General features: G+C 74.6%; 15 protein-coding genes and 1 riboswitch. Of the genes, 4 read left to right on the forward strand and 11 right to left on the reverse strand.

Features of this window, described 5'->3' with window-relative positions:
* Positions 1-8: 8 nt before the first annotated feature.
* The 3 genes from HDA34_RS08710 to HDA34_RS08720 are packed head-to-tail and all read right to left on the reverse strand — an operon-like array spanning position 9 to position 3975.
* Complete coding sequence (locus HDA34_RS08710) at positions 9-1211, reverse strand: acyl-CoA dehydrogenase family protein (RefSeq protein WP_134377225.1); 1203 nt, start codon at positions 1209-1211, stop codon at positions 9-11.
* A complete protein-coding gene (locus HDA34_RS08715) occupies positions 1208-2806 on the reverse strand; it encodes a fatty acyl-CoA synthetase (protein WP_100057876.1) in 1599 nt (532 codons plus the stop codon). Before HDA34_RS08715 ends, HDA34_RS08710 begins: the two co-directional genes overlap by 4 nt.
* Before the next feature lie 20 nt (positions 2807-2826).
* On the reverse strand, positions 2827-3975 hold the full coding sequence (locus HDA34_RS08720) for an acetyl-CoA C-acetyltransferase (protein WP_036317622.1): 1149 nt from the start codon (positions 3973-3975) through the stop codon (positions 2827-2829).
* Between the two features lie 258 nt (positions 3976-4233).
* Between HDA34_RS08720 and HDA34_RS08725 the strand changes: the two genes are divergently transcribed.
* Positions 4234-4488 carry a DUF6480 family protein gene (locus HDA34_RS08725; RefSeq protein WP_036317625.1) on the forward strand — a complete coding sequence of 85 codons (255 nt, stop codon included), beginning with the start codon at positions 4234-4236 and terminating at the stop codon, positions 4486-4488.
* A gap of 138 nt (positions 4489-4626) precedes the next feature.
* On the opposite strand, the gene HDA34_RS08730 is transcribed toward HDA34_RS08725, so the two are convergent.
* The 7 genes from HDA34_RS08730 to HDA34_RS08760 all read right to left on the reverse strand — a co-directional run bounded on the left by HDA34_RS08730 (position 4627) and on the right by HDA34_RS08760 (position 12283).
* Positions 4627-5022: a hypothetical protein gene (locus HDA34_RS08730; protein WP_036317637.1), complete on the reverse strand. Its 396-nt coding sequence runs from the start codon at positions 5020-5022 to the stop codon at positions 4627-4629.
* A 190-nt stretch (positions 5023-5212) separates the two neighbouring features.
* Positions 5213-6655 carry an alanine/glycine:cation symporter family protein gene (locus HDA34_RS08735; protein WP_036317627.1) on the reverse strand — a complete coding sequence of 481 codons (1443 nt, stop codon included), beginning with the start codon at positions 6653-6655 and terminating at the stop codon, positions 5213-5215.
* Between the two features lie 61 nt (positions 6656-6716).
* Entirely contained in the window at positions 6717-8069 is a 1353-nt protein-coding gene (locus HDA34_RS08740; protein ID WP_134377226.1) for an RNase H family protein, read from the reverse strand.
* A 212-nt stretch (positions 8070-8281) separates the two neighbouring features.
* Positions 8282-8788, reverse strand: coding sequence for a TetR family transcriptional regulator (locus HDA34_RS08745; protein WP_036316161.1), 507 nt, complete (start codon positions 8786-8788; stop codon positions 8282-8284).
* Positions 8785-9486, reverse strand: a complete 702-nt coding sequence (locus HDA34_RS08750; RefSeq protein WP_036316162.1) for an ABC transporter ATP-binding protein — start codon at positions 9484-9486, stop codon at positions 8785-8787. Before HDA34_RS08750 ends, HDA34_RS08745 begins: the two co-directional genes overlap by 4 nt.
* On the reverse strand, positions 9486-11216 hold the full coding sequence (locus HDA34_RS08755; RefSeq protein ID WP_069941406.1) for an ABC transporter permease: 1731 nt from the start codon (positions 11214-11216) through the stop codon (positions 9486-9488). The genes HDA34_RS08750 and HDA34_RS08755 overlap by 1 nt, the downstream gene beginning before the upstream one ends.
* A complete protein-coding gene (locus HDA34_RS08760; protein ID WP_041102657.1) occupies positions 11216-12283 on the reverse strand; it encodes a thiamine ABC transporter substrate-binding protein in 1068 nt (355 codons plus the stop codon). Before HDA34_RS08760 ends, HDA34_RS08755 begins: the two co-directional genes overlap by 1 nt.
* 66 nt (positions 12284-12349) lie before the next feature.
* Positions 12350-12455: riboswitch (TPP riboswitch) on the reverse strand.
* A gap of 46 nt (positions 12456-12501) precedes the next feature.
* Between HDA34_RS08760 and HDA34_RS08765 the strand changes: the two genes are divergently transcribed.
* Positions 12502-13788: an AI-2E family transporter gene (locus HDA34_RS08765; protein WP_101966109.1), complete on the forward strand. Its 1287-nt coding sequence runs from the start codon at positions 12502-12504 to the stop codon at positions 13786-13788.
* Here the strand turns inward: HDA34_RS08765 and HDA34_RS08770 are convergent.
* Positions 13754-14803, reverse strand: coding sequence for an agmatine deiminase family protein (locus HDA34_RS08770; protein ID WP_101966108.1), 1050 nt, complete (start codon positions 14801-14803; stop codon positions 13754-13756). The two genes, HDA34_RS08765 and HDA34_RS08770, sit on opposite strands and share 35 nt — an antisense overlap.
* A 131-nt stretch (positions 14804-14934) precedes the next feature.
* Here HDA34_RS08770 and HDA34_RS08775 point away from each other — a divergent pair, with 131 nt between their 5' ends.
* Positions 14935-18579: a bifunctional proline dehydrogenase/L-glutamate gamma-semialdehyde dehydrogenase gene (locus HDA34_RS08775; RefSeq protein WP_134377227.1), complete on the forward strand. Its 3645-nt coding sequence runs from the start codon at positions 14935-14937 to the stop codon at positions 18577-18579.
* Positions 18580-18598: 19 nt separating this feature from the next.
* Positions 18599-19180, forward strand: coding sequence for an acyl-CoA thioesterase (locus tag HDA34_RS08780; protein ID WP_036338752.1), 582 nt, complete (start codon positions 18599-18601; stop codon positions 19178-19180).
* The last annotated feature ends 2 nt before the right edge of the window (positions 19181-19182 follow it).

A 19182-nucleotide genomic window follows, 5' to 3' on the forward strand; every position in this document is an offset into this window, starting at 1 on the left:
GGAGGCGCTCACGCGAACGCGCTCATCCCGGTCAGGTCCCGGCCGAGGATCAACGCCTGCACGGACTCGGTTCCCTCGTAGGTGTGCAGCGCCTCGACGTCGGCGAAGTGCCGCATCACCCGGTGCTCGAGGAGGATGCCGTTGCCGCCGAGCATGTCCCGGGCGATCTGCGCCACCCGCCGCGCACCCCGGGTGCAGGCGTACTTCAGCAGGGACGCCTGCTCGTCGCGCAGCCGCCCGGCCGCCTGCAGGCGGGCCACGGCCACGCAGCGGGTCTGCATCGCGGTCACCTCGTCCAGCATCTGCGCGAGCCGTTCCTGCACCATCTGGTGCGCTCCCAGCGGCTTGCCGAACTGCTCCCGCTGCCGGGCGTAGGCCAGCGCGGCCTCGAACATGGCGGTCGCGTGGCCCAGCGCGGACCAGCCCACGTTCACGCGGGTGGCCACCAGCACGCGCGCGGCGTCCTTGAACGTCGCCACGCCCGGCAGCCGCGCGTCGTCGCCGACCCGCACGTCGGTCAGCGTGATCTCGGCCTGGTGGATCGCCCGCAGCGCGCCCTTGCCCGTGATCACCTCGGCCTCGTACCCGGGCGTGGACTGCTCCACCACGAACCCCTTGACCTGGCCGTCCTCGGTGTCCCGCGCCCACACGATCGTGATGCCCCCGGCGGCCCCGTTGCCGATCCACTTCTTGGCGCCGTTCAGCACCCAGCCGCCGGCGCCGTCGGACCGCGCGGACGTCTCGAGGGACACCGAGTCCGAGCCGTGCAGCGGCTCCGTGAGCGCGAACCCGCCCGGCAGCGTGCCGCGCGCCACCGGCTCGAGGTACCGCTCCTTCTGCCCCGGGCTCGCGCAGTGCACCAGGGCGCGCAGCACGAGCCCGCCCTGCACCGCCGCCGCTGCCGCCATCGACCCGTCCGCCCGGGAGATCTCCATCGCCACCAGACCCGCCGCCAACGGCGACATCACCGCGTGCCCCGGCACCTCCAGCCCGTCGGTGAGCAGGTCGAGCTCGCCCGCCCGCGCCACCAGGTCCAACGGGTACTCCGCCCGGTCCCAGTGCCCGTCGATCCGCTCGAGCACCTCCCGGCCGTAGGCACGGGCGCGGTCCCAGTGCGCGCGGTCCTCCTCCGTCGCCTCCCCGAACGCGTCCAGGTAGTCGACGTCCAGGGGCGTGACGACGTCGTAGGTCGGCTTCTGCCTGCGCGTCACCGGGCCTCCTGCGTCCGCTCGGCGCGCAGCGCGCGCTTGAGCAGCTTGCCCGACTGGTTCCGCGGCAGCTCCGCCACGAAGTCCACGCGCTTGGGCACCTTGAAGCCTGCCAGGCGCTCCTTCACGTGGGTGCGCACGGTCTCCGCGGTCAGCTCGGCGCCCTCCTTGAGCACGACGACGGCGGTCACCGCCTCGATCCAGCGCTCGTCCGGCAGGCCGATGACGGCGACCTCGGCCACCTCGTCGAGCTCGTAGATCGCGTCCTCGACCTCCCGCGGGGCGACCAGCACGCCGCCCGTGTTGATGACGTCCTTGATGCGGTCCACCACCTGGATGTAGCCGGCCGCGTCCTGGGTGACCTGGTCGCCGGAGCGGAACCAGCCGTCGTCGGTGAAGGCGTCCGCGGTGGCGTCCGGGCGGTTCCAGTAGCCGGAGAGCAGCTGCGGCGAGCGGTACTGGATCTCGCCGGGCTCGCCGGGCGCGGCGGGGGCGCCGTCGGCCGTCATCACCCGCGCCTCCACGTGGAACACGGGGCGGCCGCATGAGGCCGGCCGCGCGTCGTGCTCCTCGGGGCGCAGCACGGTGCACAGCGGGCCCAGCTCGGACTGGCCGAAGCAGTTGTAGAAGCCGATGCCCGGCTGACTCTGACGGAGGCGCTGCAGCACGGTCACCGGCATGATCGAGGCCCCGTACTGGGCCTTGTGCAGCGAGGAGAGGTCACGCGTGGCCAGGTCCGGATGGTTCGCCAGCGGCACCCAGACGGTGGGCGCCAGGAACAGGGAGCCGATGTGCTCGGTCTCCACGAGCTCGAGCATCCGGGGGATGTCCGGGGCGGCCAGCAGGCGCACCGTGGCGCCGAGGCTCAGGTAGGGGAGCAGGAACACGTGCATCGCGGCCGAGTGGTACAGCGGCATGGCCACCAGGGGGCGGTCCTCGGCCGTGAAGTCCAGCGCGATGATCGAGGAGAGGTACTCCGCCACGAGCGCCCGGTGGGACATCATGGCGCCCTTGGGGGTGGAGGTGGTGCCGGAGGTGTAGAGCAGCTGGGCCAGGTCGGTGGCCGACACCTCCGCCTCCGGGGCGGCGGCGTCCAACGTCTCGTCCTGGGCGGTCTCCAGCACGGAGGGCTCGGCGTGGCCGGCGGGGAGCATGGTCCACACGTGCCGCAGAGCCGACGCGCGGCCCTCGGCCCGGACCTGGTCGACCCGCTCGAGCATGCCGGCGTCGGCCACGAGCAGCTCCGCGCCGGAGTCCTCGAGGGCGTGGGCGAGCTCGCCGCCCTTGAGCGCGAAGTTCACGGGCACGTGCACGTAGCCGGCCGTGACGCAGGCGAGGAAGAGCAGCGCGTAGGCGTCCGAGTTGGTGGCGTAGGCGGCCACCCGGGTGCCGGCCGGCAGGCCGGTGTCCTGGAGGCGGCGGGCCACGCGGTGCGCTCCGTCCCGGAGCTGGGCGTAGGTCCAGTCGCGGTCCTCGAAGCGCAGGGCGACGGCCTGCGGGGAGCGGGCGACCGCGCGTGCGAACACGCGGCCGATCGTGTCCTCCGGGGCGGGGGAGAGGTGGCCGGCGTCGGTGGGGTGGGTGATCTGGTCGGGCATGGAAACCTCCGGGGGATGGGTCAGAGACGTTCGATCACGGTGACGTTGGCCTGGCCGCCGCCCTCGCACATGGTCTGCAGGCCGTAGCGGCCGCCCGTGCGCTCGAGCTCGTGCAGCAGGGAGGTCATCAGGCGGGCGCCGGTGGCGCCGATGGGGTGGCCCAGGGCGATCGCCCCGCCGTTGACGTTGACCTTCGCCGGATCGGCGCCGGTCTCGGTCAACCAGGCCAGCACGACGGCGGCGAACGCCTCGTTGATCTCCACGAGGTCCATGTCGTCGATGGTCAGGCCCATGCGGTCGAGCGCGTACGCCGTCGCCGGGATCGGGGCGGAGAGCATCATGACGGGGTCGGCGCCGCGGGCGGAGAGGTGGTGGATGCGGGCTCGCGGGGTGAGGCCGTGGCGGCGCACCGCCTCCTCGGAGGCGAGCAGGAGGGCGGCCGCGCCGTCGGACATCTGGGAGGCGGTGGCGGCGGTGTGCAGCCCGCCGGGGACGATCGGGTCGAGCGAGGCGATCTTCGTGGCGTCCGGGGTGCGGGGGCCCTCGTCCGCGGTGAGGCCGGCGAGGGGTAGGATCTCGCGGTCGAAGCGACCGTCGGCCTGGGCGGCGAGCGCACGCTCGTGGGAGCGCACCGCGAACTCCTCCAGGGCGTCACGGTCCAGGTTCCAGTGCCGGGCCATCATCTCGGCCCCGCGGAACTGGGAGATCTCCTCGCTCCCGTAGCGGGCGGCCCAGGACTCGGAGCCGGTGAACGGGTCGGGGAAGCCGAGATCGCGGGCGGCCGTGTTGGACCGGGAGAGCGGGATCGCGCTCATGGACTGGACGCCACCGGCGACGACGAGGTCCGCCGTCCCGCTCATGACGGCCTGCGCGGCGTAGTGGACCGCCTGCTGGCCGGAGCCGCACTGGCGTTCGACCGTGGTGCCGGGGACGTCCTCGGAGAGCCCGGCCGCGAGCCAGGCGTTGCGCGCCACGTCCATGGCCTGCGGGCCGAGCTGGTCGATGCAGCCGAGGATGACCTCGTCGTATTCGGCTGAGTCGATGTCCTGGCGGCCGACGAGCTCGCGCAACGGCGCGGCCGCCAGGTCGAGGGGATGCACACCGGCGAGCCCCTTCCCTCGGCGACCCACGGGGGTGCGGACGGCGTCGATGATGTAGGCCTCGGGCATGGGGGCTCCTCCGGACGGCGGGGACGTGACGCCGATCACGCTATTGCTTGGACATCCAACGATCAAGAGTGTGACGGGATCCGTCGCGGCGGCGTGGAGGAGCGCCGTTTCGTCAACGAAAGCGGCTCGGGGCGCGCCGTTTCGGCTACGAAAGCGCTGGGGCGGGCGTCGCCATACCCTGGTCAGGACCCCCTGCCCCGGGCCTAGCGTAAGGACCAGCGGCATGCACCCGTGCCGCCGAGACGAGAGGAACCGGCCATGGCCACCCCGCACACCCCCGACCCCCAGGACGCCCGGCGCGCACGCGAGGCGACGGACGAGACCTCCGGTGCCGCGTTCGACGGCGACACGCCCCCAGCCGAGGGCGCAGGCGTCGGCCCGAGCAACCCGGGCATGGACGTGGAGCAGACCGGCGAGCGCTCGGCGGGCAAGATCGTGCTCGGGCTGATCATCGCCCTCGTGGTCATCGGCGTCCTGCTGTTCATCCTGGGCCGCGTCGCCGGCCTCGGCTGAGCCGCGGCGCAGACCCCTCGGGCACGCCACCGGCACACCACGACCACGGGGCGGGCACCGATCCGTCGGTGCCCGCCCCGTGGTCGTGTCCGCTCCGCGGTGATGCCGTTCAGCGGCGACTCCGCACCGTCGCAGCGGTCAGAAGCCGCCGCCCATGGTCCGGCGGCCACCCGCCGTGCGTCGGCCGGCGGCACCGGACCGGCCGCGGGAGGCGAGGGCCCCGCCGAGCAGCCCGCCCAGCAGGCCGGTGCCGAGGCCGCCCGTGGACCGGGCCGAGGGCCCGAAGCCGCCGCGGTACGCACCGGAGCTGCGCCCGCGCGTCGTGCTTCCGGCGCCGCGGCGCGAGAGCTCACGCAGCGCCAGACCGCCGAGCGTGCCCAGGAGGGCACCGCCCAGGCCGCTGGACCGGCGTCCCTGAGAGCGGGCCTGCCGGCCGAAGCCGGGGGACCGGCCGATGTGCGCACCGATGGTGGGTCGGCTGGAGCGGCGGCCACCGCCGCCGAGAGTGCGGGTGAGGCTGGAGAGGATGCCCATGGTGTCCTCCTCGGACGTCGTGCCGGCCACTCGTGCGTGGCCGGTCGGGTGCGCCTCAACCTAGGCGCCGACCACCGCACGGTGTCCAGACCGGGCCTCCTCATGCATCGAGGCGGGATATCCACCCCACGGCCGCCCGCGGCAGCCGGATGGGGTCGATATCCCGCCTCGAAACGCGCGGGCGGGGGCGTCAGTCCTGGAGCGGGGAGGTCTTCGGCTCGTCCCTCCAGAGGGCCACGTTCCGCGCCTCGGGCAGGTCGGAGATGTGGAAGCCCGGATTCATGCCCGCCTTGAGCTTGCGCTCGTAGTCCCGGAGCAGCTTCACGGCCAGCCCGCCCAGCGGGATGATCGCCACGAGGTTGATGGTCGCCATGAGGGCCGCGAACGTGTCCGCGAGGTTCCACACCAGCGCCACGGAGCCGAGCGCGCCGCCGACCACGCACACCAGCACGAGCACGCGGAACACGGTGATGGCCGGGCCCGCGTGGCGGCCGGCCAGGTACCGGATGTTGGCCTCGCCGTAGTAGGTGTTGCCCAGCACGGAGGACCAGGCCAGGAAGAAGATGATGACGGTCAGCGCCGGGCCGGCCCACGCGCCCACGGCCTGCTGGAGCGCACCCTGGGTCACCTGCATGCCGATCGCCTCCCCGCGTCCGTAGGCCGGGTTGGAGAGCAGGATGACGAACGCGGTGGCCGAGCACACGATCAGGGTGTCGAAGTAGACGCCCAGGGACTGCACGAAGCCCTGCTTGGCCGGGTGGGAGACGGCCGCGGTGGCGGCGGCGTTCGGGGCGGAGCCCATGCCGGCCTCGTTGGAGAACATGCCGCGGCGCACGCCCTGCATCACCATCGTCATGCCGACGGCGGCGCCCGCGACCTCGCGCAGGCCGAACGCGTGGCCCACGATCAGCGCGATCATGCCCGGGACCTCGGTGATGTTGACGACCATCACGATCAGGGCCAGGAAGATGTAGAACGTGGCCATCACGGGGACCAGCACGTTGGTCACGGCCGAGAGCCGGCGCACGCCGCCGAAGATCACGAGGCCGGTGAGGGCGGCCAGGCCCAGGCCCACGATCCACGCGGTGGTGGAGGACGCGCCCCAGTTGGCCTGCACGGACTCGGAGATCGAGTTGGACTGCACGGCGTTGAACACGAAGCCGTAGGTCACGGTGATGGCGACGGCGAACACGGCCGCCAGCCACTTCGCGCCCAGGCCGTCGCGGATGTAGTACGCGGGGCCGCCGAAGTAGCCGTCCGAGCCCTTCTGCTTGTACAGCTGGGCCAGCGTGGACTCGACGAACGCGGTGGCGCCGCCGATGATCGCCAGCAGCCACATCCAGAACACGGCGCCCGGGCCGCCGATCACGATCGCGATCGCCACGCCGGCCACGTTGCCGGTGCCCACGCGCGAGGCCGCCGAGATGGTGAAGGCGCGGAACGGGCTCACGCCGTCGTTCTCGAACCCGGTCTGGGACTTGGCCGTCACCGACCGCAGCATCTCCGGGAGCATGCGCACCTGCACGCCCACGGTCCGGATGGTGAACCACACCCCGGCCACGAAGAGCAGCGCCATCACGACGTACCAGTACTTGTCGTTGAGGGCCGTGATGGCCGCTGTGATCTGTTCCACTGTCGCTTCCACAGCCCCACCCTAGAGGCTGGGGCGGAGGACGGGGAATCGGGGGCCGGGGTCAGCCGGCGGCGTCGTCCTCGACGCGGAGCTGGATCAGCTGCCCCATCCGCTCGGGCAGGTCCCCCTCGGGGGTGCCGACGCTGGCGTGGCGGGCGGCGGCCCGGGCGAGGTCGTCGGCCAGTTCGTTGCCGTGCACGCCCACGTGGCCCTTGACCCACGTGGTGTCCACCTGGACGTCCGCGGCCTGCGCCAGGTCGACGGCGGCCAGCAGGCGCCGCAGGGTGCGGCGGATGCGCTCGCCCCGGGCGCCGCCGAGGGTGAGCCGCTCGCGGCGGGCGGCGTTGAGCAGGGCCAGCGCGGCGCGCGAGTCCGAGTGGATGGTGACCCGGCCGCCGGGGGTGCCCGCCCACGCGCAGATCACGTGCCCCAGCACGAGCGCCTCGAGTTCCACCTCGAGCGGCATCGTGGCCCCGGCCACGGCCTGCACGGCCCACATGCTCGGCCCGGCGACGGCGGCCGCCCCGCCGATGCGGGAGCCGCGCAGCACGGAGCCGTCCACGTACACGTCCGTCACGTCCGCCTCGTCCGCGAACGTGAGGCTGTGGGTCACCCCGGGCAGGTTGCGGCGCAGGAAGCGGTCCGTGCGGCGGCGGGAGAGGAAGACGCCGGAGGAGCGGCGCAGCGCGTCCTCCTCCTCCTGGGCGGCCTCGATGGCCTCGAGCGGGATCCGGGCCGCGCCCGTCTGGGCGACCGTCTCCGGGTCCACGTCCGGCAGCAGGTAGCTGGAGCGCTGCGTGCCCACGGGGGACTCGTCGAGCCGGTAGGAGACCACGCGCGTGTCCACGGGGGCGAGGACCTCGAGCAGGGAGAGCAGCTCGGCGTCCCGGTCCGAGCGCAGCCGCACGATCACCGGGCGCTCCGGTGGCAGGTCGACGGTGACGGTGGACCAGAAGACGCTCAGATGCGCCGTGCCGACCATCCCGGTGTAGACGTGGCCGCGGACGTCGTCGCCGAGCTCGCGCAGCTCAAGCTCGCGGGCCACGTAGACGATGCCCCCCGTCGTCGGATGCAGGTCCAGGCGGAGGGCGGGGCCGTGGTCCACGCCGGGCAGCATGGCCAGCGGGCTGGCCACCACGCGGACGCCGTCCCGGCGGATCCGGGTGCGCGGCGGGGAGGGGCGGGGGACGACGGGGCCGGTGCGCGTGAGGTCGACGCTGTTCCGGTCCCGCGGGGTGCCCCGAGGCCGGCGGGCACGGACCACGCGCAGCGGGCGGTGCTGCTCCTCCGCCTTGGCGCCCGGGCCACGGAAGTCCCAGCCCACGTCGACGAGCGCCGCGGGGTGTGCGGGCTCGACGTCGTGATGCAGCGTCCGGTCCACGACCGTCCGCGGGTGGTTGATCCGTGCTCCCATGGCTTCGCCGGCTGTGTCGAAGGGGACCGCGCCGGAACTGTGAGCCGGGTCCGGCGGGCCATGCTGGTACTGCGGCGGTCGGGCGGGATCGCCGTGGACGAAGGGGACGACCCGTCCCGACCTGTTCTGCTCTGGGCGACCTTACCGAGCGCACCTGTGAGGAGGCAGGTCTCCTCTCCTCGGCCTCCCGCGCGGCGGCGTCGGACGAGGGGTCAGAGCGGGTCCGTGCGGTGCCGCTGCACGTCCGGGCCGGTCGCCACGCCGAGCGCTTGCGCCTGTGCGCGCTGCTGCCGCAGGGACACGGTGCCCAGCAGCAGCGCCAGGGCCCGCTCCCCGTCCTCCGGGGTGTCCGCCGCCTCGGTGAGCAGACGGTGCAGGCCGAGGCCGCCCAGCCCGAGCGCGAGGGCGGAGAGCACCACGTCCGCCCCGTCCCGGTGCCGCAGCAGGGCGGCCTCCGCGGCCTCGGCGCGGCCCGCCAGGTCCGTGACGCGGCGGGCGCGCACGGTCTCCTCCGCCTCGGCGACGATCCGGTCCGCCACCCGCGCCAGCAGTGACTGCTTGTCCGGCACGTGCCAGTACAGCGCGGAGGCCTGCACGCCCAGCACCCCGGCCACGCGCCGCATGGACAGGTCGCCCATGCCGAAGTCCTGCAGGATCCCGACGGCGGCGTCCACCACGTCCTGGGCGGTCAGCCGGGGGCGGGGTGCGGGCGGGGTCATGCCTGAGAGGCTACCGCCGGGCCGTCCTCCTCCGCCGCGATGCGTCCCCCCGCGCCGAGGCGCACGGTGCGGTCGGCCATCACGGCGGCCTCCGCGAGGTCGTGGGTGACGACGACGCCGGTCGTCCCCGCCGCCCGCAGCACCGCCCGGATGTCCTCGGCCAGGCGCCGGCGCAGGTCCGCGTCGAGCGCGGACAGCGGCTCGTCCAGCAGGAGCACCCGCGGGGCCGGGGCCAGCGACCGGGCCAGCGCCACGCGCTGGGCCTGCCCGCCGGAGAGCCGCTGCACAGGCCGGTCCGTGAGCTCGGTCAGGCCCACCAGGTCCAGCAGCTCGGCCACGCGTGCCCGCCGCCGGGCCCGGTCCCAGCCGGCGGACTCGAGGCCGTACGCCACGTTCCGGCCCACGGTCCGGTGCGGGAACAGCTGCCCGTCCTGGAACACCATCCCCACGCCCCGGCGGTGCGTCGGCACCGCCGCCACGTCCCGCCCGTCGAGCTCCACCGTGCCCGCCACGACGTCCTCGAGCCCGGCGATCCCGCGCAGGATCGTGGACTTGCCCGAGCCGGAGGCGCCCACGAGCGCCACGATCTCCCCGGCGGCCACGTCCAGGTCCGTCCCCCGCACGGGGGTGGAGCCGTCCGGATAGCGGATCGCCACATCCCGCAGCCGGAGGGAGGCCCCCGTCGTCGTCGGCGTCATCACAGACCTCCCGCCCCGGCCGGGCCCCGGGGGCGCAGCCGCTCGCACACCAGCATGATCCCGGCGCTCAGCACGGCCAGCACCGTGGCCGCCGCGAGCGCCATCCCGTAGTTGTCCGCGCCCGGCCGGCCCAGCAGCCGGGCGATCAGCACCGGCAGGGTGGGCGCGGACGGGCTCGCCAGGAAGCTCGTGGCCCCGAACTCGCCCAGGGACACCGCGAAGGCGAAGCCCGCGGCCACGCCCACGCCGCGGGCGAGGAACGGGCCGTCCACGGTGGCCAGCACCCGCCACGGGCCCGCCCCGAGGGTGCGTGCGGCCTCCCGCAGCCGCGGGTCCACCGCCGCGAGCACGGGCACGAGCGCCCGCACCGCGAGCGGCAGCGCCACCACCGCCTGGGCCAGTGGCACGAGCACGCCCGAGGCCGCCAGCTCCGGGAACGCGGCCCGCAGGGACACGACGAAGCCGAAGCCCACGGTCACCGCGGACACGCCGAGCGGCAGGAGCAGGGCGCCGTCGAGGGCCCGCTGGGCCACCAGCGCCGCGCGTGAACGGAAGGGCCGGGTCAGCAGCAGGGCCAGCGGCACGGCCACCACGAGCGTCACGAGCGTGGCGTCCACGGCCACCCGCAGGGACTGTTCGAGCGCCTGGGCCGGCGTCGACCCGCCCACGAACCCGCTGCCCGCGCTCGTGGACAGCAGCCGATAGTTGCCCAGCCCCCAGCCGTGGCGGGTGTGGAAGGAGCGCACCACGAGCGTCAGGATCGGCGCCACCACGAGCGCCACCACCGCGAGCATCACGGCCACCGGGACCGCGTCCGCGCGCGTGAGCCGGGCCGGCGGCGTCTCCCGCAGGCGCAGCGCCCGCTGGGTGCGCGCCGCCGTCACGCCGGAGACCACGACGGCGGCCAGCACCACCGCGAACTGCAGCACGGAGAACACCGCCGCGGTCCGCAGGTCCAGGTAGACGGAGGTCTGCACCCAGATCTCCGACTCGAGCGTGCCGTAGCCGGGCCGGCCGAGCGTCTGGACGATGCCGAACGCGGACGCGCAGAACAGGAACACCAGCGCCGCGCTCGCGGCGATCGCCGGGGCGAGCTGGGGCAGCGTCACGGTGCGGAACGCCCGCCACGGCGAGGCGCCCAGGGTGCGGGCGGCCTCGGTCTGGCGCGGGTCCAGCGCGTTCCACAGCGCGCCCACCTGGCGCACCACCACGGACACGTTGAAGAAGACCATGGCCAGCACGACGGCGGTGGTCGTCTGGTCCAGCCCGGTGAAGCCGAGCGGTCCGCCGGGGGCGAGCAGGGCGCGGAACGCGACGCCGACCACCACCGTGGGCAGCACGAACGGCACGAGCACGAGGGCGCGGAGCACGGCCCGCCCCGGGATGCGACGCCGGTGCAGCACGAACGCGGTCGGCAGGCCGAGCGCCACCGAGACCACCGTGCCGGCGGCGGCCATGCCGAGCGTCTGGCCGAGGATGCGCCACGTGCGCTCGCGGGCGAGGGTCTCCCCGAAGGCGGTGAGGTCCACGGCGCCGGTGAACGCGTCGGCGTCGCCGCCGATCCCGCGCCAGAGCATGGCCGCCACGGGCCACGCGAAGAAGACGAGCAGGAAGGCGACCGGCAGGACGGCGGCCACCAGCCACCACGGGCCGAGCCCGTCCCCCCGGCCGCGGGCCCGCCGGCGCGGCAGGTCCGTGCCGGGGGCCGCGACCTCGGTGAGCGCGGACATCAGCGCCGGGAGGCCTCGGCCAGGGCGGTCCACTCCTTCAGCAGGTCCTCGCGGCGCTCGTCGATGCGGGCGGGGTCCGGGGTGATGGCGTCCTCGACGAGCGGCGCGTTCTGCGCCCACTCCTCGGGCAGCTGCACCGACTCGTCGATCGGGTACATGTACATCGACTCGGGCAGGGCGGACTGGACCTCCTCGGTGAGCATGAAGTCCACGAACGCCTGCGCGCCCTCGGGGTTCTTCGCGCCCTCGAGCACGCCGGCGTACTCGACCTGCGGGGTGCAGGAGTCCTCGATCACCTCGGTCTCGGGGGCGAACGCGGGGGAGGAGGAGTAGGAGAGCACCACCGGGAACCGACCCTTGCCCTCGCCGCCGGAGAAGTCCGAGTTGTAGGCGTCGGACCAGCTGTCGGCGATCTTGCCCCCGTTCTCCATCAGGCCCCGCCACCAGTCCTGCCAGCCGTCGTCGCCGTACTTCTCCGTGGTGGCCGCGAGCAGCGCCAGGCCGGGGGAGGAGGCCACGGGGGAGGTGGCGACCGTCAGCTTCGCGTACTCGGGGTCGTCGAGCTGGTCGATCGAGGTGGGGGCCTCGACGTCGTGGGCCTCGAACCATGCCGGATCCGTGTTGAAGCACACCTGGCCCTGGTCCACCGGGGTCATGCGGTCCTCCACCATCCGGTCCTGTGCGGAGGCGGGCAGGTCCTGCGGGGTGTATTCGGCGACGACGCCCTCGCGGACGAGGCGGTGCGCCGAGTGGTCCTCCACGCCGTAGACGCCGTCCACGGTGGGCTCGTCCTTGGCCAGCAGGAGCTGGTTCACCACGCTGCCGGCGTCGCCGGGGGCCGTGGTCTTCAGGGTGTAGCCGGACTCCTGCTCGAACTTCTGGACGAGCTCCTGGGGCAGGTTGAACGAGTCGTGCGTCATGATCGTCACCGTCGTCGGCTCGCCGCCGCCGGCGCCGGAGGCGGACGACGACGCCCCGTCGCCGGACGAGCCGGACACCGAACAGCCGGTGAGGGCGAGGGCGGCCACTGAGAGGGCGGCGAGGGCGCGGTGCGGGGTGCGGGACATGGCGGTTCTCCTCTGGGACGGCAGAGGGGCCGGGACGAGGCCGCCACCGGAATCCCGGGACGACGTCGACCGGGAGACTCGACTTCCTTCGCCGGTGCGGACCGGAGCAGGTTCGAGGGTCTGCGGCGGACCGCACTCTCAGCGCCGCGCGGGCGCTCCCCTGTCGATGTGGACTGGTCCCGACCCTACCCCGTCCGGCCCGCGCATAGACTGCCCGCGTGAGCGCCGCACAGCCCGCGGGGGTGACCCCGCCGCCCGCCTCGTCCAGCCCCGCCTCCGACTGGGACATCCGCCGCCCCCACCGCATGTGGCCGCGCATGCTGGTGATCGTCCTGACGCTCGCGGGCCTGGTGCTGGTGGTGCAGTTCTTCCAGGGGATCGCCTCCATCGCGGCGCCCGTCTTCCTGGGGCTGAACCTCGTGATCGTGGTCTATCCCCTGCAGGCCTGGCTCATCCGCCGGGGCCTGCACCCCGTGCTCGGGGCCGCCACCACCGTCCTGCTGGTCGTCGCGGTGATGGCCGTGTTCGGGGGCATGATGGTGTGGTCCGGCCTCGAGCTGGTGGCGGAGCTGCCGAAGTACGCGGACCGCTTCCAGCAGATCGTCCTGGACGTCTCGCACTGGCTCAACGAGCGCGGCGTGACCCCGGACATGGTGTCCCAGCAGCTGGCCTCGATCGACATGAGCACCGTGACCGGGACGGCCGTCAGCGCCATCACGAAGATCGCCACGAACGTCTACGCGGTCTTCGGCCTGCTCGTCACCGTGATCATGGGCATGTTCTTCCTCGCGATGGACTCGATGGACGTCGAACGCCGCGTCCGCCTGCTCAGCACCGCCCGCCACGAGTTCGGCCACGCCCTGGTCGAGTTCGCCCAGGGCGTGCGCCGCTACTGGGTGGTCACCACGGTGTTCGGCCTGATCGTGGCGGTGCTGGACGTGATCGCCCTCATGCTGATCGGCGTTCCGCTCGCGCTCGTGTGGGGCGTGCTCAGCTTCCTCACCAACTACGTCCCGAACATCGGCTTCATCATCGGCCTGCTGCCGCCGGCCGTCCTGGGCCTGGCGGCGGGCGGCTGGTCCGACTTCCTGTGGGTGGTGGTCAGCTACTCGGTGCTGAACTTCGTGCTGCAGTCCGTGATCCAGCCCAAGGTGGCCGGCGACGCGATCGGCGTGATCCCCACCGTCAGCTTCCTCTCCCTGCTCTTCTGGGCCTGGGTCCTCGGGCCGCTCGGCGCCATCCTCGCGCTGCCCTGCACGCTGCTGGCCAAGGCCGTGCTGATCGACGCCGACCCGAACGCCCGCTGGATCAACGCGCTCATCGCCTCCGACCTGAAGGGCATGGAGCGCCGTCAGTCCTCGCTCCTGGAACGGCTGCGCCCGGCGGCCTGGCGGTCCGACGCGCACGGGAAGGACGAGGACCGCGCCCCGGCGGACGGCGGGGACGACGACGGCCCCGCGGCGGACGAGGTCACGGGCGAGGCTGGAGCAGCACCAGGTCGTTGAGCGCGCCGGCCAGCCGCAGCAGCGGCGGGGCGGGGAACGACAGCTGGGGCAGCCCCGGGTGCAGTGCCGCGCACGCGGCGGCCGCGGCCTCCTCACCCGCGGCGTCCTCGAACGCCGGCCGCAGCACCGCCGCGCCCAGCGGCAGCGTGTCCAGGAGGGAGCGGGGGCCCCGCTCGGCCGGGTCGTACTCGGCGGGCTGCACCGCCCCGGTCACCGTGCGCACGCGCAGGGGCCGGCCGGCGGCGTCGTCGGCGCCCTGCAGGAAGCGCAGCGCCGCCGCCGCGTAGGGGTGCTCGGGGTGGAACCGGTCGCCGCGCCAGTGCACGGCGGCCTCGCCGTCGCCCCCCAGCCGCACCCACGAGGCCAGGTGGCCGGGCCCGCCCCACGGCCCGGTGTCCGGCCGCGGTGCCGGCGGCACCCACAGCACCCGGGTGATCCCCAGCAGGGCGGCGAACTCGGCGGCCACCTGGCCGGGGGTCCACGCGCCGTTGATCCGCCCGTCCAGCACGGGGTCCGCGGCCACCACGGCCGTCCCCTCGCCGTCGCTCACCCAGGCCCCGCGCGGGGCGCACAGCAGGGGGGTGAGCAGCGGCAGTCCCGCCGCCTCCGCCACGGCCGTCGCGGCCGCGCCGTCGAGCGGCCCGGTCCCGGTCAGTCCCGCGGCGCTGCGCCAGGCGACGGCGGCCAGGCCCTCGGGGCGGCGGACGAAGCTCGGCCCGGTGCGGCCCAGCAGCGGTGAGCCCACGGGCGCGCGCAACAGGTCCACCTCCGGGGGCACCAGCCGCGCCGCCCCGGCGTCGCGCGGGTGGGCGAGCACGGTGACCGGCAGCACGGCGGCGAGCGTCTCGGCCAGGCCCACGACGGCGTCCCGCGTCTCGTCTAACAGCGTCGGCACCGGGTGGCGGTGGGGCAGGACGAGCCAGGCCCGCTCGGGCGGATCCTCGGGTCCGGGCACGGGCACGACGACGTCCCGGCGCTCCCGCGCGTCGGTGGGGACGGGGTCGGCGGCGGCCATGGCGGACGGGCTCCTGGGAAGACGGCGGCGACGCGCGGGCGCGCGGCGAGGGGATGTCCATCGAGCATAGGCGTCTGACAGGAAGCCGCGGCGGTTTGACCTGTGACCCGGCACACGTGCAGAGTGCGGCCATGACCGCGATGTTCTCCGCCCAGGACCACGACGATCTCGACCGGGTCCTCGGCGCGACCGGCGGGATCCCCGACCCCGCCGACCTGCACGCCCTCGCCGACGACGCCGTCGCGCAGGTGCGGCGTTGGCTCGCCGAGTCCCGCGACCATGAGGCCGACTTCGCGGCCCGCCAGCTGGCGGGCGCCCTGAAGGAGCCGGGCGGCCTCGACTTCATCGTGCGCTTCGTGGACCACGTGGTCCGCCCCGAGGACCCCGCGATCGCCGCCCGGGCGCTGCGGGAGCTCGCCGGCCGCGCCCCCGGCTTCCTGCCCCCGGCCCTGCGCGCCGTCCTCGGCGTCGGCGGCCGCGCGGCCCCGCTCGTGCCGCGCATCGCCGTCCCCACGGCCCGCCGCGTGCTGCGGCGCATGGTCTCCCACCTGATCGTCGACGCGCGGGACCGGCAGCTCGGCAAGGCCATCGCGGCCCTGCGCGACGAGCACACCCGGCTGAACATCAACCTGCTGGGCGAGGCGATCCTCGGTCAGGGCGAGGCGGACCGCCGACTCGAGGGCATCGCCGCGCTGATCCGCCGCGACGACGTCGACTACGTGTCCGTCAAGGTCTCCGCCGCCACCGCCCCGCACGCGCCCTACGCGTTCGACGAGGCCGTCGCGGACATCACCGAGCGGCTCACCCCGCTGTTCGAGCTCGCCCGGGACCGGGACACCTTCATCAACCTGGACATGGAGGAGTACCGCGACCTCGACCTCACGCTCAACGTGTTCACCGCCCTGCTCGAGCAGCCGGGCCTGCGCGACTACGAGGCCGGCATCGTGCTGCAGGCCTACCTGCCGGACGCGCTCGCGGCCATGGTGCGCCTGCAGGAGTGGGCCGCGCGCCGCGTCGCCGCCGGCGGCGCCCCGGTCAAGGTGCGCGTGGTCAAGGGCGCCAACCTGCCCATGGAGCGGATGCAGGCCTCCCTCACGGGCTGGCCGCTGGCCACGGTGGGCTCGAAGCAGGAGGCGGACACCAACTACAAGCGCGTGCTCAACTACGCGCTCACCCCGGAGCATCTGGCCCACGTGCGCATCGGCGTGGCCGGGCACAACCTCTTCGACGTCGCCCTCGCCCACCGGCTGATCGAGCACCGCGGCCTCGACCCGGCCGCGGTGGAGTTCGAGATGCTGCTCGGCATGGCCACCGGCCAGGCCGCCGCCGTCCGGGCCGACGTCGGCGCCCTGCTGCTCTACACGCCCGTGGTGCGGCCCGAGGAGTTCGACGTGGCGATCTCCTACCTCGTGCGCCGCCTCGAGGAGGGCGCCTCCCCGGAGAACTTCATGTCCGCCGTGTTCGACCTGGACGCGGACGCGGACCTGTTCGCCCGCGAGGAGGAGCGCTTCCGCGCCTCGCTGCGCCACCTGGACGCGGCCGTGCCCCGTCCGAACCGCCTCCAGGACCGGTCCCGCGGGGAGGACGGGCCGACCCCCGCCCCCGTGGACGGCTTCGCCAACACCCCGGACACGGACCCCGCGCTGCCCGGCAACCGGGAGTGGGCCCGCCGGATCCTCGCGGCCGTCCCGGGCTCGGACCTCGGGACGGACACCGTCCGCGCCCACCGCGCCACCACGGCCGACGACGCCCGCGCCGCCATCGCCGCCACCGCCGACCCCGGCGCCCGCTGGGGCGCGCTCACCGGCCACGAGCGCGCCGACGCGCTGGACGCCGTCGGACGGGCCCTGCACGCCGGCCGGGCCCGCCTGCTGGAGGTGGCCGCCGCCGAGACCGGCAAGACCCTGGACCAGGGCGACCCCGAGGTCTCCGAGGCCGTGGACTTCGCGCACTACTACGCGCGCCTGGCACGCGGCCTGGACGCGGTGGAGGGCGCCCGCGCCGTGCCCGTCCGCCTGACCCTGGTGATCCCGCCGTGGAACTTCCCCGTGGCCATCCCGGTCGGGGGCGTCCTCGCCGCGCTCGGGGCCGGCTCGCCCGTGGTGTTCAAGCCGGCCCCGCAGTCCGAGCGGACGGGCGCGGTCGCGTGGGAGCTGATCGTGGCCGGGCTGCGGGACTCGGGGCTGTTCGACGACGGCGGCCCGCTCGCCGGGCACGACCCCGCGGACCTCGTGCGCCTGGTGACGCTGGCGGACGAGGACGAGGCGGAGGTCGGCGCGGCGCTCGTGACCGACCCGGCCGTCGAGCGGCTCATCCTCACCGGCAGCTGGGACACCGCACGGCTGTTCAAGGGGATGCGCCCCGACCTGCACCTGCTCGCCGAGACCTCCGGCAAGAACGCCGTGATCGTGACCCCGTCCGCGGATCTGGACCTGGCCACGAAGGACGTGGTCCAGTCCGCGTTCGGTCACGCCGGCCAGAAGTGCTCGGCGTCCTCCCTCGTGGTGCTCGTCGGCTCCGTGGCCACCTCCGAGCGCTTCCACCGGCAGCTGCTGGACGCCGCCTCGTCCCTGCACGTGGCGCACCCCGCGGACCCGCGCGCCGAGATGGGCCCCGTGATCGAGGCCCCCGGCGAGAAGCTGCGCCGCGGGCTCACCGAGCTCGGCCCGGGGGAGCGGTGGGCCCTGCGCCCGCGGCAGCTGGACGAGACGGGTCGCCTGTGGAGCCCGGGCATCCGCTCCGGCGTACGCCCCGGCGCCGACGCCCACCTCACCGAGTACTTCGGCCCCGTGCTGGCCGTGATGACGGCCGAGACGCTCGAGGAGGCCATCGGGATCGTGAACGCCGTGGACTACGGCCTCACCTCCGGGCTGCACTCGCTGGACCGGGAGGAGATCGACGTGTGGCTGCGCGGCGTGCGCGCCGGCAACCTCTACGTGAACCGCGGCATCACCGGGGCCATCGTGCGCCGCCAGCCCTTCGGCGGCTGGAAGCGTTCCGTCGTCGGCCCCACCACGAAGGCCGGCGGGCCGCACTACCTGCACGGCCTCGTGGACTGGGAGGACGCGCCCACGTGGGGCGGGGGAGAGGGACGGCCCGGGTCCGAGGCCGACGGTGCGGGCGCGTCCTGGCTCGAGACCGCCCGCGCCCTCGACACCCACGCGTGGACCACCGTGTTCGGGGTGGCCACGGACGTCTCCGCGCTCGAGGCCGAGCGGAACGTGCTGCGTCACGTGCCCACCCCGGTCCTCGTGCGGCGGCACTCGGGGCCCGCCGACCACCTGCTGCGCATCGTCTCCGCCGGCCTGCGCGCCGGGGCGCCCATGACCGTGAGCCTGGGCCCGACCCCCACCGTGGAGGGGACCGATGCGGACGGGCTCTCGGCCGAGGCCGTGCGCGGCCGGGTGGAGGAGCTGGTCCGGTCCGTCCGCACGGAGGGTTCCGGCACGGCCGCGCCGGTGGACGTCGTCGTCGAGGACGACGCCGCGTTCCACGACCGCGCCCGGCGGCTGGCCCTCATCCCGCCCGCAGCGGAGGGCGGCGGCGACGCACGGATCCGGCTCGTCGCCGACTGGGCCGGCGACCGGGAGGCGGCCGAGGCGGCGCGGAGCGCGCTCCACGCGGCGCTCGGCGACACCCCCGACGTGGCGGTCTACGCTGGCCCCGTGGTGAGCGCCGGCGAGGTGGAGCTGCTGCCGTTCCTGCACGAACAGGCCGTGTCCGTGACCGCCCACCGGTTCGGCACGCCGGACCATCTGACCGAGGGGGTCCTGTGACCCCGAGGAGGAACATCCGATGCATCTGATCCCCCGCACGATCTGGGTCGTCGCCCGCGCGCGTCGCCGCCCGCGCGCCGGACTCTGGGAGCCGACGACGCTGCCGATGCGCGCCCTGCCCACGGACGTGGACATGGCCCTGCACGTCAACAACGGCCAGTACTTCGGGCTGTTCGACCTCGGCCGCTTCGACGCGATGGTCCGCACCGGCCTGTGGGACGAGATCCGCCGTCGCGGCTGGACGCCTGTGGTGCAGGCCGAGCAGATCGCGTTCCGCCGCTCGGTGACCCTGGGGCAGCGGTTCGACGTGGAGACGCGGATGATCGGCCTGGATGAGCGCGCAGTGTGGTTCGAGCAGCGCGTCGTGGTCGACGGCGACGTCGCGGTGCGCGCGTACATCTGCACGCGCCTGCGCACGAAGGACGGCCGCCCCGTGGAGAACGACGAGGTCCGGGCGATCGCGGCGGCGGCCGGCCACGACCTCGCGGGGGAGCCGACGCTGCCGGAGTGGCTGCACGAGTGGCGGCGCAGCGTGGCCCTGCCGTCGGCCCGGACGCCCCTGCCCCACACGTGGGACCTCGATACAGTGCGGCGAGGATGAAC

Source organism: Micrococcus luteus (genome assembly GCF_014138885.1).
Lineage (GTDB): Bacteria > Actinomycetota > Actinomycetes > Actinomycetales > Micrococcaceae > Micrococcus > Micrococcus luteus.

Coding starts and splice junctions, on each gene's coding strand:
- HDA34_RS08715 (WP_100057876.1), bottom strand. CDS start 2,806: ATGCCCGACCAGATCACCCACCCCACCGACGCCGGCCACCTCTCCCCC.
- HDA34_RS08720 (WP_036317622.1), bottom strand. CDS start 3,975: ATGCCCGAGGCCTACATCATCGACGCCGTCCGCACCCCCGTGGGTCGC.
- HDA34_RS08725 (WP_036317625.1), top strand. CDS start 4,234: ATGGCCACCCCGCACACCCCCGACCCCCAGGACGCCCGGCGCGCACGC.
- HDA34_RS08730 (WP_036317637.1), bottom strand. CDS start 5,022: ATGGGCATCCTCTCCAGCCTCACCCGCACTCTCGGCGGCGGTGGCCGC.
- HDA34_RS08740 (WP_134377226.1), bottom strand. CDS start 8,069: ATGGGAGCACGGATCAACCACCCGCGGACGGTCGTGGACCGGACGCTG.
- HDA34_RS08745 (WP_036316161.1), bottom strand. CDS start 8,788: ATGACCCCGCCCGCACCCCGCCCCCGGCTGACCGCCCAGGACGTGGTG.
- HDA34_RS08750 (WP_036316162.1), bottom strand. CDS start 9,486: ATGACGCCGACGACGACGGGGGCCTCCCTCCGGCTGCGGGATGTGGCG.
- HDA34_RS08755 (WP_069941406.1), bottom strand. CDS start 11,216: ATGTCCGCGCTCACCGAGGTCGCGGCCCCCGGCACGGACCTGCCGCGC.
- HDA34_RS08760 (WP_041102657.1), bottom strand. CDS start 12,283: ATGTCCCGCACCCCGCACCGCGCCCTCGCCGCCCTCTCAGTGGCCGCC.
- HDA34_RS08770 (WP_101966108.1), bottom strand. CDS start 14,803: ATGGCCGCCGCCGACCCCGTCCCCACCGACGCGCGGGAGCGCCGGGAC.
- HDA34_RS08775 (WP_134377227.1), top strand. CDS start 14,935: ATGACCGCGATGTTCTCCGCCCAGGACCACGACGATCTCGACCGGGTC.
- HDA34_RS08780 (WP_036338752.1), top strand. CDS start 18,599: ATGCATCTGATCCCCCGCACGATCTGGGTCGTCGCCCGCGCGCGTCGC.